This window comes from Aquimarina sp. BL5, from assembly GCF_003443675.1.
GTDB lineage: Bacteria > Bacteroidota > Bacteroidia > Flavobacteriales > Flavobacteriaceae > Aquimarina.
This window is the reverse complement of sequence record NZ_CP031963.1, coordinates 2,219,068-2,231,456: the sequence shown is the minus strand read 5'-3', so window position 1 is coordinate 2,231,456 and position 12,389 is coordinate 2,219,068. Positions and strand designations below refer to the sequence as shown.

The following is a 12,389-nucleotide window of genomic DNA, read 5'->3' as shown; positions in this document are numbered from 1 at the left end:
AAACATAACCTGTAACTCATAATATTAAAAGAATTAAGAAAAAAAGAATTAAAAAAGACTGTTGTAAATTACGGTTTCATTTTACTCTTAGAAAGAATGATGGTGTTCTGAAAATGGATTTTTATAGTATGAAACACGGTTATTTGTATAGATGTTCTTGTTTTTAATTGAGATTAAAAAAATTAAGGAAATTTATTGAATTGTTTTTATGGCGACTCTAATCCATACTGTTAAGATTATTTTTGGTATATTTGAGAGACTACCTTAGCTTAAATAGAGCAATTAATGAATCGTATTTGTTTTTTATTTTTCCTATTTCAATTCTTTTCTTTTTCGCAATCTATTGAAAATAAGATTTTGCCTGAGATCATCCATTATGACACTAAAAATATGGGATTTGGTGCACAATCTTGGGATATTGAACAAGACGAAAATGGAATTGTATATGTAGCAAACGAAAATAAAGTCTTAATTTTTGATGGAAGTGAATGGAATGCTGTGGCGACTAACGACGTCATGGTTAATAGAAGTTTATTTGTTAAGAATAAGGATTCGATTTATTTTGGTGCGGATGGTCATTTTGGATTATTAATTAATGATAATAATGATGCTTATAAAATTTCATTATTAAATAAGGTCAGTAAAAGTGTTTCTGATAGTGCAGAAGAGTATTGGAGAATACACGAAATAGATAATGAAGTCGTTTTTCAGACTTTTAGTAATTTATATATTAATCAAGGTAATATCATTACCAAAATACCAGCTCCTTGTTGTTTTAGATGGAGTTATAAAATAAATGGTGACTTATATGTAAATGATTATGAGTATGGTATTTTTAAATTATCTGGAACAAGTTTGTTGCCCATATATAATAGCAAAGAATTAAATGCGAATATTATAGGAGTCACTAAAGTTGGTGAAAATTTAATTCTCATAAGTGATACAAAAGGACTTTTTACACTTAATAATGATGAAGTTGTTCCATTAGATTTTTCTTTATCCGAGGAAGTGAAAGAAGCACAAATTTTCTCCTTTTTAAAACTTGAAGAGGATAGGATTGCGTTAGGAACGGTATCGAATGGATTGTATATACTTGATTTGGATAATGGAAAAACCGAAAATATTAACAAGTTAAAAGGATTACAGAATAATACGGTTTTGTCAATATTTCAGGATGATGAACATAATCTTTGGTTAGCATTAGATTATGGAGTTGATTATTTAAAATTAAACTCTTCTTTGAAATATTTTTATGATTACTACGGTAAACTAGGAACAACATATGCTGCAATAAAAGATAAAGGTTCTTATTATATAGGCACTAACCAGGGATTGTATCTGTTGGACGGTGAATCGACAGTTCAGGAAGAAGATTTTGAGCAATTATTAAAAGGGCAAGTTTGGAATATTGTCTCTGTGAATGAAGAGGTATTGGTTGGGCATGATACAGGCGCATACACTTTGAGCGGAAAAACATTAAGTAAAATGGGCTTTAGTAAAGGAGCCTGGGATTTTAGAAGTTTTAGGTATAAGGATAAAGATCTTATTCTTTCACCTCATTATAATGGAGTCTCGTTATATGAGAAAGTTGATGATAATTGGAAAGAATACCAACTTAAAGGATTTAATAAATCTGTAAGATATCTAGAAGTTGATAAGAATAATCACATATGGCTAGCCTTAAGATCAGAAGGTGTATTTAAGTTTAGTTTAGACGACAACAATACACTTGTAGAAGAAGCTTTTTTTCCTCTTAGTGATTTTGAAGGAACTGTTTTATCAATGTCTAAGGTTAGAAAACAAATTGTCATTACGTCAGGTTTTTATTCTTACACATATGAGCCAGAAAATGATTCTTTTGTTAAAAAAGAGCTAGGATATAAAAAAGGATATGCACCTCGTATTATTGAGAAGAAAGACGAAATCTGGTATGTAGATAATGGAAGTATTGTAATAGAAAATAAAAAGGGTTTAATAAACCTAGAAGAGCTTCAGGATCAATTGGTCCCGGATGTTTTAAATTCTTTTACACTAGATGATGAATTAGAACTTATTCCTATTTATAGCGGTTTTTCAGTATATGCTAGAGATAATTTGACACCTGTAGATAGTGTTAGAGAAGAGGTGTTAATTCGAGATTTTGTTTCGGTTAATACTAGTGTTTCTTATTTAAAAAATTCAGAAATACCTTTTCAGGACAACGACCTTAAAATAAGGTATGCTTTGCCTATATACGGTAAGAAAGTAAGTTATCAATCAAAAATAGACGAGGAAGACTGGAGTGATTGGACAACTTCAACAGAGCATACATTGTATAACCTGACTGAAGGGGATTATACATTCTATATCAGAGCTAAGTATGATGGAACTGTAAGAGAGTCTTCTATTTTCTTTACAGTAAATCCACCTATTTATAGAACTCCCTTGGCGTATATACTTTATTTATTATTGATTAGTGGGATAGTATTTGTAGCATTTTCTATTAATCGCTATAAAATGAAGAAGCAAAAAAATCAACTTCTGAAGCAGAAAGAAGAAAAACTGAATAAGCAGGAGGAAGAATACAAAGCCCAAAAATTAGAACAAGAACGTAAAATCATAGAACTCAAAAATTCTAAGCTAGAAGATGAAATAAAGGCAAAAAACAGAGAGCTTACTCAGATTGCTTATGTAAATCTTAATAAAAATAAGATTTTGAAGAAAATTAGAGATAAGATTGTGAAAATCCAAGAGTCTCCAAATGTTCGATCAAAAGATAGTAATTACACTGATTTAAAGAGGCTTGTAGAATATTATATTACTGATAAGGAGAGTAAATTGTTTAAGATAAACTTTGATAAGTCTCATCAGGAGTTTTATGAAAGATTGTCCAAACAACATCCCGGTTTAACCTCGAAGGATTTAAGATTGTGTGCGTACCTTAAAATGAATTTGTCTTCAAAAGAAATAGCTCCTTTACTTGGGATAAGTCCTCAAAGTGTGGATGTAAATCGACATAAGCTTAGAAAAAAATTAAATCTAAGTTCAGATGATAATTTGACTCAATTTTTGATGAGTTTTTAGATGTTCTCTTTGATTATCTATAATATATATGTTTTTTGATCAATAGTTTTTTTAAGAATCCCACACTCGTGGTGCTTTTATTGTCTAAAGCTCGTGTTCTTTTTTAATACTATTATTTAAGGATTAACGTTTTAGTAATTGATTTAACAGAGTTTTTATCTCAAAAGCATTATTTTGTGACTTTGTAAACCTACTTAGCCTTTTTGATTTTTAATTTTTCATACACATTGTCCTTTCAGGAAAAACCTGAACCTGGGATTCCGAAATTCCTTGGAATCATACTTACCGTTGGTATTGTTTCGATATGTTTGTATTATGTTTTTCGATATCTAGAAACAGTATATGCAAAATTTTACAAGAAACCTTTTTTTGTGCATTTTTATTTTGTTCCTAAAAAATTACCAACTCATTTATTGTCCATTTTAAAAACAAATACATTATATAATCAATTAGACAAACAGAGAAAACGATATTTTGAGCATCGAGTTGTACAATTTTTAGAAAGCACCAAGTTTGTCGGTAGAGAAGGACTTGTCATTGATGACGATAAACGGATGCAAATTACGATGATGGTAATTCAGTTAACCTTTGGGATGCGTAATTATTTGTTAGAATATGTAGAAACTATTATTTTGTACCCATCTTCATATTACTCTATTCTGAATAAAACAGAAAATAATGGAGAGTTCAATCCAAGATCTAAGGCATTAGTGTTATCCTGGGAACATTTTAATATAGGAAATTTACATCAGCAAGATGGAATAAATCTGGGGATTCACGAAATCACCCATGCCATCCATTATTGTTCGCTGAAGAGTAATAATATTAGCTCGGAAATATTTTACGATACTTTTTTAGAACTAGAGAAACACCTTTCTTCTCTCGAATTACGAAATAAGATTATTGAATCTAAAATATTAAGAGAATATGCTTTTACAGATAAATTTGAATTTATAGCAGTGTTAGTAGAAGTTTTTATGGAATCTCCTGAGAAACTTAAAGAACAATTCCCGGATATTTATACATACGTCGGTCGTATGTTAAATTTTAGATATTTTTAGTTTTAAAACTGGTATTAAAACATTTTGAATCTTGTATGCTTGTGGTATATAAGTTATTTGATAATTAATTTGTAAAAAAAGCAAAAAGTAGGGTAACATTTTACTCAACTATGACACTTATATTAAACGATAAAAACTATATTTATCGTACTTAACAATTTTGATAAAAAAAGAATAACATGGAAGGATTTCAGCAAGTAGCACCTGTAGTAAGTTCACTTACGGATGAAAAAAGAGTAGCTTTTTATAAAAAAACCTATACGCATCTGGCGATGGCTGTATTGTTATTTGTGATTGTAGAATGGGTGTTTTTTCAGATCGAACCCCTTGTAAACTTTGCGTTTTCGATGGCACAAGGCTGGAGTTGGATGTTAATGCTAGGAGGTTTTATGTTGGCAACTAGTTATGCCGAAAAAATGGCACATAAAAGTCATGATATCAAGCAACAGTATTTAGGTTTGCTTCTATATGTGGTAGCAGAAGCGTTTATTTTTATTCCTTTGATTGGGTATGCGATGATAATTGCAGGAAATGGAGGAGGAGATATTTTAAGTCAAGCAGCAATTTTAACATTAGCCTTGTTTACAGGTCTTTCTGGGGTAGTTTTGTTAACAAAGAAAGATTTCTCTTTCCTAAAATCAATGTTAACAATTGGCTTTTTTATTGCATTAGGTTTAATTGTAGCCGGATTGCTATTTGGATTTAATCTTGGATTGTGGTTTAGCGTTGGAATGGTTGTTTTAGCTTCAGCTTCTATATTATATCAAACATCCAATATGGTTCATAAATATTCTGAGGATCAGTATGTGGGAGCATCCTTAGGGTTGTTCGCTTCACTAATGTTACTTTTCTGGTATATCCTTAGTATTTTATCTAATGATTAAGAAACCTGCTTAAATAGGTTGGAAAATACTTCATATAAATAATGAAAGGCTGTCTTACTAAGACGGCCTTTCATTATTTATTCATAGATTCCAATCGTTTCTTCTGACGTTCGTGATGTCTCATATGAATTTCGATTAGAGAAAACCACTCTATAGCATTAATCATCCCAAAGAACGGATGACTATGTTTTATTTTTGTATCACATTTCTTTACTAATGATTCTTTGGATATTGTTTCTGCTATAAATTCTTTGAAGTTATTTTCTAATATATCTCTATCCAGTATTTCAGGAGTAAAGTCAGCTACAATTTTAGAAGGAAAAGATTCCATTTTGATGTTACGAGAAGGAGTGATATTCAGATTAAAGATTAAATACGCTGCACTGTTCTTAGGTTTTCCATTTCTAGTATCATTATCTATACATTTATGGAAATTTGGGAGTTGGTATGTCTTTGCTACGCGCATAATATGATCATATAATTCAGCAAGAGTCCATTGGTCAGAAGATGGTTTATGATATAAACTTTCCTGGCTGTAATTCTGAAGATCTTGATACCATTTTTCAGATCTTTTTTTAAATACAGCAACAGGATTTTTACTAAACATCTTATTTTCCTGAAATTATATGTTTTATTATTGTTTTTGCGTGTATTCTAGAATTTTCTATAAACCATATATGAGTATCCATACCACCACATATCACTCCAGCTAGATATAGATTATCAATGTTAGATTCCATGGTTTCCTCATTATAGTTGGGATACATTTTTTCATCATCAGAAAGTTGAATTCCAATTTTTTTAAGAAAATCAAAATTGGGAGTGTAACCAGTCAAAGCTAATACATAATCATTTTCTACGCTTATTTCTCCATTAGGAGTATTTAGGATGATTTGCTGAGGTTTTATTTCTTTAACTGTAGCGTTATAATATGCTTTGATGCTGCCTTCTGCGATTCTATTTTCGATATCTGGTTTTACCCAATATTTTACACGTTTACCAATTTCTGGACCTCTAATAATCATACTTACATCAGCTCCTTTTCGGTAACATTCTAAAGCAGCATCCACTGCAGAATTACTAGCACCGATAACTGCTAGTTTTTGTTTTGCAAAGAAATGAGGGTCTTTATAATAATGTGAAACTTTTGGAAGCCCTTCTCCCGGAACATTAATCGTATTCGGGATATCATAAAATCCGGTTGCCAGAATAATGTATGAAGCAGTATATTCTTGTTTATCCGTTTTTATATGAAAGATGTTTTCTTCTTTATTTACAGAATTTACTTTTTCAAAAAGATGAATGTTTAAATCGTTAGAAGTGACAATCCTTCGATAATACTCTAATGCCTCATTTCTTTTTGGTTTCGATTCATTGCTAATAAAAGGAATTTCATCGATCTCCAGTTTTTCCGAAGAAGAGAAAAACTGCATGTTTACAGGATAATTAAAAAGAGAATTAACGATTGGTCCTTTTTCTATAATAAGATAATTTAGTCCCTTTTTCTTAGCTTCCAGACCGCATGCAATACCGATCGGACCTCCACCAATTATTATTAGATCTATGTGTTTCATTAAGAAATTATCTCTTTCAACCCTTTTATGGTTTGGATTGGATCTTCACTTTTAAAAACATAACTCCCTGCCACTAATACATCTGCTCCTGCATCGACCAGTTGCTTGGCATTTTTGTTAGTAACTCCTCCATCAATTTCAATCAATGTATCAGCATTATTGCGATCAATGATTTCTTTAAGCTGCCTTACTTTTTTATAAGTGTTTTCTATAAAAGATTGTCCGCCAAAACCTGGATTAACACTCATAATACATACTAAGTCAATATCCTTAATAGTATCTTCAAGTAAACTTACATTAGTATGAGGGTTTATAGCTACACCAGCTTTCATGCCCTCCGCTTTTATTGCTTGTAGTGTCCTGTGCAGATGAGTGCAGGCTTCATAATGAACGGTAAGGATATTACTTCCTAAATCAGCAAAAGTCTTTATATATCGATCAGGATCTACAATCATCAAGTGTACATCAATAGTTTTCGAAGCATGTTTTACAATATCTCTTAAGACAGGCATTCCAAAGGAGATGTTAGGAACAAAAACACCATCCATAATATCGATATGAAACCAATCGGCATTACTGTTATTGATCATTTCTACATCACGCTGTAAATTAGCGAAATCAGCAGCTAATACTGAAGGGGCAATTAGTTTTGAAGACATAAAATTGTATTATTTGCCACAAAAGTACTACTAAACTTTTGAAATTATGGTTAAGAAAGCTCCATAAATTTGTTTGTTAAATAAGATACGCTTTTGAATGTTTCAGGATTATAAGATTTTTCTTTTTCTAAAAATTGCTTTAATTCCGAATGTTCAGATCTTTTGTTAATCGTAGAAAAACTAGAATTATATTTAGAGAATGATGGTTCCTCCATTTCATGATCAAATATCTTGATTATATCATAATGCATAGAATCAAGAAGTATTTTTTTAAATAATTCCTTTATAATAGTTTTTTCACCTTCGAGGATTTGAAAAAAATTTCCATCAGAATACATTAAAATACCAGTTATGTTTAGACTATTATTCTTAACCTTAACAAAATCTAATAGTTCATTAACATCAGAGTTAGTTAATAATCGATTTGCTGTACTTACATAGCTGATGGTTTGCCACATGATAGAATTAATGTTTATTAAATTTAATATTAATGTAGGGAGTTATCCCTAATCTTAAAAAAATTAACATTTGTTTAATACTTTAGTCTTATCCGTTTTTTTGATCTTATATTTTAAGAAAGTCCCAAAAATTTATTAGTTAAATATGAAATGTTCTTAAAACTTTTTCGATTATTTGCTTTTTCTTGCCTTAGGAACTGCTGAAGTTCGACGTGATCTTTTTTTCCGCGAACTGTAATATAACTACTATGAAAATTTTTAAAAGAAGGAATTTGAATGGGTCTGTCAAATATTTTAATAAGGTTGAAATGTCTTAAATCGTCCTCAATTTTTTGATAAAGATTTAATATGATTTTTTTTTCACCTTCTATAATTTGAAAAAAGTTTTGATCAGAATGCATCAAAATTCCAGTAATATTAAGATCATCATTTTTCAGTTTTGAAATACACAATAACTCATTGATTTGAAAATCAGAGAGTTTTTTCGAAGTACTCACATAAGATATAGTATGCAACATATTAGTTTTCTTATAAACTAAAGTTAGTTATTTTTTGGGGAATATTTATGTTAAATTTACTTTTTATCGTTTGTTTATTCTTTTGTAGGAATTACTTTTACGAAACGTTAAAAAAACACAGAATATAACATTCACTACGATAGTTTCATGAATTTATTAGCTAGATAAGAGATGCTTTTGTAATTATCTGGATTAAAGGATTTTTCTTCACTTAGAAAAGTTTGAAGTTCACTATAATCATAAGATTCACCTACTACAGTGAAATTAGAATGGTATTTAGAAAAACATGGGTTTACTATAGCTCTATCAAAGATTTTGATAATATTGTAATGTCTAGAGTCCTGTTTTATTTTTAGAAATAAGGAATCGATTAGATCTTTTTTTCCTTCTAATACCTGAAGGAAATTACCGTCAGAGTACATTAAGATTCCTGTAATTTTAAGGTCATTATTTTTCGATTTAACGAACTCAAACAATTTCTCTATATCATCATCTCTTAGTGAGGGATCTACGGTACTTACATAACTAATAGTTTGCCACATCTGATATGAATCTTTCTTAAAGATACTATTTTTTGTGTCAATAAATACTTGAAGAACACAAAATGATTTTAAAAGTTCGCAGGGAAATTTTTGTTAAAATTTTAAAATCATGCGTATACATGAAAAAACCTCCGGTAATCAGCCGGAGGTCATTCATCAATCAAAAAACGAACAGTTATGTTATAAACTGTTTGTAATCGCAATTTAGGAAATTAAAAGTTATCCTAAATAAGTTTTTAATATTTTACTACGAGATGTATGTTTTAATCTACGAATAGCTTTTTCTTTAATTTGACGAACACGTTCACGTGTTAGATCAAAAGTTTCTCCAATTTCTTCTAGTGTCATAGGATGTTGATCTCCTAGACCAAAATATAAACGAATCACATCTGCTTCTCTTGGTGTAAGTGTCTCTAAAGCACGTTCTATCTCTGTACGAAGAGATTCGTGTAATAAAGATCTATCTGGATTAGGAGACTCACCAGAATTTAATACATCATAAAGGTTAGAGTCTTCTCCTTCTACTAAAGGAGCATCCATACTTACGTGACGTCCAGAGTTTTTCATAGACTCCTTAACGTCGTTTATAGTCATATCCAGTTCTTTTGCAATTTCTTCCGCACTTGGTGGACGCTCATGAGATTGCTCTAAGAATGCATATGTTTTATTGATCTTATTAATAGATCCAATTTTGTTTAATGGTAAACGAACAATACGTGACTGTTCTGCCAACGCTTGTAATATAGATTGACGAATCCACCATACAGCATATGAAATAAACTTAAAACCTCTGGTCTCATCAAAACGTTTTGCCGCTTTAATCAATCCTAAGTTACCTTCATTAATTAAATCCGGTAATGTAAGTCCTTGGTTTTGATATTGTTTTGCTACAGATACTACAAATCGTAAATTTGCTTTTGTTAATTTTTCAAGGGCTCTCTCATCACCAGCTTTTATTCGCTGAGCTAATTCTACCTCTTCATCCGCGGTAATAAGATCTACTTTACCTATTTCCTGCAAATACTTATCCAGCGATGCAGTTTCACGATTCGTTACCTGCTTCGTAATCTTAAGTTGTCTCATCTATGTTATCCTTGAATTTTTATTTGTGAATACTTTATTTAGGGCGTTGCTTTTATTTATTATACGTGTATTGTTACCAAAATGTTACAAAAAAGTAAAATTATTTTTTCAATCATCTATTTTTTTGACTTGAATCGTTGGACTTTTAGTCGTATCATTAGCTGTTTAATTACAAATTTATTCAAACTCTAAAACATTTTTTGCTACAATAAGAGATCGCAGTGCTTCAATCTTTTTATGCATCTTATTAAAAAATAAGTTTCTTTCTTTTTCTCCTGCGGTACTTAACAGCTTAGATCCTTCCATCTGGATCTTTAAGAATTGTTCTGCTTGATCACAGGTTATTACGTCATTGGTTCTGTAATAGGAAAGAATTGTAAAAGGCACATATAATGACCTTTCCGTAGGTGTTTTGACCAATACTCTATTGTTCATCAATAGCAGTTCGTTATAATAGAATTTGAAATTATCTTTTTGTTCAATTATTTTTTTAGAAATCTTATTAATTAATTCTCCAAGATCATCACATATTTCTAGAGCATCCTTAGAGGTAAGTGAATTCGATTCAAAATAAAAGTGTATTTGTTTTAGTGTGCTATTTATGGTAGTGATATCCCATATTTCTATAGAGTTTAGATCATTATACATATTACCTAAACGTTTAGCTGCTTCTAGAAGCGATAATGATGGATTAAATCCTGTAAATCTTACATCACCTAGATCAGAATCCATGATTTTTAACCAGACATACATTTTAAATTTAGAAAGTAAGTTGTCATCTGATGTGTAGAAGATGGGTAAATCTTTCGCAGAATAGATCATTTCTACATCTTTATTATTAATAAGAGGAGATAATGATTTGTATGAGTTTTCATAATAAGCCAGTAGGCTATCCATATCTTGAACTGGAGCAGTCTTTTTTACGGCTACTATATGCTCATCTTCACTAGAGAATAGTTGATCTATGGATAGGCTGAAATATTTGGCTAATGTTACACCTTCTTCTAAAGATATTTTACTTTTTTTACTAATCCTTCTATGTGCAGCATCATAACTAATATCTAATGCAGTGGCCACTTCATCTATTAATGAAGTTTTAGAGCTGATTTGTTTTTTGATGAGTTCTAAGAAATTTTCTTGTATCATTTCAGGCTTTTTGATGATTGACAATGTTGTTTAGTGTTGTAAAGTAAAATAGAAAAATAAGTTAATTTTTGCGATTATCACAAAAAAATACTTAACCTCTTGCGATTATTACTTTTATCGCAAATAACGAATTTAGTTCTTTATATTTTGTGATAATCACAAAAAAATAAATTTCTATTCGCATTTATCACTTTCTGTCTTGTAATTATCACAATAGTTTTGACTTGTGAAATTATTAAAAAATGAAAAAATGAAAAGTAAAGTTGTAAAAGTGTTCGCTTTCATCTTATTGATGAATTGGATAAACTTAAAAGCTCAGGAAACGAATCTGTTACTGATCAAAAAAGGAAAAAGCTTTGAACAAAAGGATAATATGTTGAAAGCTAATCCTACAGGATTTTATTTGTACGAAAATGTTTTGTATGACTTAAAATTAAAAAGTGGAGAACGATATAATGGTAGGTTAGTAGATATAAAGAAAGATACAATATATGTTACTAATACTTTTAATGGAGCAGTCGCAAAAAAACATAATATTGGTTTTGATACAATTTCAGTTCCAGTGAAGAATCTAGACAAATTGTTTTTAATATCAGATAGGTCCTTAGGGTTGTATGAAAAAATAAACCTAAAAAAATATAACTTTATATTTGAGAGTGATCTAAAAAACAAGTCTGTAGAAATCAAAAATATACAGGTGTATTCTAATGATATTAATTTATATGAATCAGGCCTTTTGTTGACTGCACAAGGATTAGACTTAATCTACGAATCAGATGGACAAACTTACTATTATGAAGGTTTACAGGAAAAACCTAAACCTATTATTAAAAGGGAGACATATGTTTCTAGAAAGATAGGTATTGTCCCTTTTAATGTGGATGAGGTAAATGGGTTCGCTTTATCTATAAGTACAGCTCCATTTAATGATGAAGCATCTTTAAAAGTAAAGGGATTTCTTATAGAGGTTGAGCCTATTAACTTGTTCGCATATACTTTTGGATTCATGAATGGTTTATTATTTACTTCTGACTCTAGTTTAGCACGTAATAAAGATGATATGAATGTTTTTATAAAGGGATTAACGATTAGTGCTGTGGGATCAATGAGTAAATCAAGACAATCTGGAGTGACGATAGGAGGAGTATATACAGGTATTTATACTATGAAAGGTTTTTCGCTAACAGGTGTGCATACGATGACTTATGATTTTGAAGGTGTTATGATTTCCGGAGTAAGGAATCAATCCAGAAAGGGAAAGGGAGTACAAGTTGGGTTGTTTAATTCTTGTAAAGATTTTAGAGGAATACAATTAGGTCTTTGGAATAAGAATGAGAGACGTTCTTTACCTTTTATTAATTGGCAGTTTAAAAAGAAAGTGAAATCAAAAACATCATAATT

Annotated in this window: 12 protein-coding genes; 4 read left to right on the top strand and 8 right to left on the bottom strand. The window is 30.2% G+C overall.

Features of this window, described 5'->3' with window-relative positions; translation table 11 throughout:
* Positions 1 to 285: 285 nt before the first annotated feature.
* The 3 genes from D1818_RS09555 (at position 286) to D1818_RS09545 (ending at position 5,008) form a co-directional block, all read left to right on the top strand.
* Positions 286 to 3,063, top strand: a complete 2,778-nt coding sequence (locus tag D1818_RS09555) for a helix-turn-helix transcriptional regulator (protein ID WP_118458356.1) — start codon at positions 286 to 288, stop codon at positions 3,061 to 3,063.
* 203 nt (positions 3,064 to 3,266) lie between these two features.
* Positions 3,267 to 4,124: a zinc-dependent peptidase gene (locus D1818_RS09550; RefSeq protein ID WP_118458353.1), complete on the top strand. Its 858-nt coding sequence runs from the start codon at positions 3,267 to 3,269 to the stop codon at positions 4,122 to 4,124.
* A 179-nt stretch (positions 4,125 to 4,303) separates the two neighbouring features.
* Positions 4,304 to 5,008: a Bax inhibitor-1 family protein gene (locus D1818_RS09545; RefSeq protein WP_118458351.1), complete on the top strand. Its 705-nt coding sequence runs from the start codon at positions 4,304 to 4,306 to the stop codon at positions 5,006 to 5,008.
* 73 nt (positions 5,009 to 5,081) lie between these two features.
* On the opposite strand, the gene D1818_RS09540 is transcribed toward D1818_RS09545, so the two are convergent.
* From D1818_RS09540 to D1818_RS09505, 8 genes are all read right to left on the bottom strand, one after another.
* Positions 5,082 to 5,615, bottom strand: a complete 534-nt coding sequence (locus tag D1818_RS09540) for a hypothetical protein (protein ID WP_118458349.1) — start codon at positions 5,613 to 5,615, stop codon at positions 5,082 to 5,084.
* A 1-nt stretch (position 5,616) separates the two neighbouring features.
* Positions 5,617 to 6,582, bottom strand: a complete 966-nt coding sequence (locus D1818_RS09535) for a YpdA family putative bacillithiol disulfide reductase (RefSeq protein ID WP_118458347.1) — start codon at positions 6,580 to 6,582, stop codon at positions 5,617 to 5,619.
* A complete protein-coding gene (gene rpe / locus D1818_RS09530) occupies positions 6,582 to 7,241 on the bottom strand; it encodes a ribulose-phosphate 3-epimerase (RefSeq protein ID WP_118458345.1) in 660 nt (219 codons plus the stop codon). The genes D1818_RS09535 and rpe overlap by 1 nt, the downstream gene beginning before the upstream one ends.
* Before the next feature lie 50 nt (positions 7,242 to 7,291).
* Positions 7,292 to 7,699, bottom strand: coding sequence for a BLUF domain-containing protein (locus D1818_RS09525; protein WP_118458343.1), 408 nt, complete (start codon positions 7,697 to 7,699; stop codon positions 7,292 to 7,294).
* Between the two features lie 113 nt (positions 7,700 to 7,812).
* A complete protein-coding gene (locus D1818_RS09520) occupies positions 7,813 to 8,217 on the bottom strand; it encodes a BLUF domain-containing protein (RefSeq protein WP_118458341.1) in 405 nt (134 codons plus the stop codon).
* A gap of 134 nt (positions 8,218 to 8,351) precedes the next feature.
* The gene (locus tag D1818_RS09515) at positions 8,352 to 8,759 is read right to left on the bottom strand and encodes a BLUF domain-containing protein (RefSeq protein WP_118458339.1); all 408 of its coding nucleotides are present in this window, start codon (positions 8,757 to 8,759) and stop codon (positions 8,352 to 8,354) included.
* Between the two features lie 219 nt (positions 8,760 to 8,978).
* A complete protein-coding gene (locus D1818_RS09510) occupies positions 8,979 to 9,842 on the bottom strand; it encodes an RNA polymerase sigma factor RpoD/SigA (RefSeq protein WP_027395748.1) in 864 nt (287 codons plus the stop codon).
* Positions 9,843 to 10,019: 177 nt separating this feature from the next.
* Positions 10,020 to 10,988, bottom strand: coding sequence for a hypothetical protein (locus tag D1818_RS09505; RefSeq protein ID WP_118458337.1), 969 nt, complete (start codon positions 10,986 to 10,988; stop codon positions 10,020 to 10,022).
* A gap of 250 nt (positions 10,989 to 11,238) precedes the next feature.
* Here D1818_RS09505 and D1818_RS09500 point away from each other — a divergent pair, with 250 nt between their 5' ends.
* The gene (locus D1818_RS09500; protein WP_118458334.1) at positions 11,239 to 12,387 is read left to right on the top strand and encodes an LA_2272 family surface repeat-containing protein; all 1,149 of its coding nucleotides are present in this window, start codon (positions 11,239 to 11,241) and stop codon (positions 12,385 to 12,387) included.
* Positions 12,388 to 12,389 lie beyond the last annotated feature (2 nt).

Coding starts and splice junctions, on each gene's coding strand:
- D1818_RS09555 (WP_118458356.1), top strand. CDS start 286: ATGAATCGTATTTGTTTTTTATTTTTCCTATTTCAATTCTTTTCTTTT.
- D1818_RS09545 (WP_118458351.1), top strand. CDS start 4,304: ATGGAAGGATTTCAGCAAGTAGCACCTGTAGTAAGTTCACTTACGGAT.
- D1818_RS09540 (WP_118458349.1), bottom strand. CDS start 5,615: ATGTTTAGTAAAAATCCTGTTGCTGTATTTAAAAAAAGATCTGAAAAA.
- D1818_RS09535 (WP_118458347.1), bottom strand. CDS start 6,582: ATGAAACACATAGATCTAATAATAATTGGTGGAGGTCCGATCGGTATT.
- rpe (WP_118458345.1), bottom strand. CDS start 7,241: ATGTCTTCAAAACTAATTGCCCCTTCAGTATTAGCTGCTGATTTCGCT.
- D1818_RS09525 (WP_118458343.1), bottom strand. CDS start 7,699: ATGTGGCAAACCATCAGCTATGTAAGTACAGCAAATCGATTATTAACT.
- D1818_RS09520 (WP_118458341.1), bottom strand. CDS start 8,217: ATGTTGCATACTATATCTTATGTGAGTACTTCGAAAAAACTCTCTGAT.
- D1818_RS09515 (WP_118458339.1), bottom strand. CDS start 8,759: ATGTGGCAAACTATTAGTTATGTAAGTACCGTAGATCCCTCACTAAGA.
- D1818_RS09510 (WP_027395748.1), bottom strand. CDS start 9,842: ATGAGACAACTTAAGATTACGAAGCAGGTAACGAATCGTGAAACTGCA.
- D1818_RS09505 (WP_118458337.1), bottom strand. CDS start 10,988: ATGATACAAGAAAATTTCTTAGAACTCATCAAAAAACAAATCAGCTCT.
- D1818_RS09500 (WP_118458334.1), top strand. CDS start 11,239: ATGAAAAGTAAAGTTGTAAAAGTGTTCGCTTTCATCTTATTGATGAAT.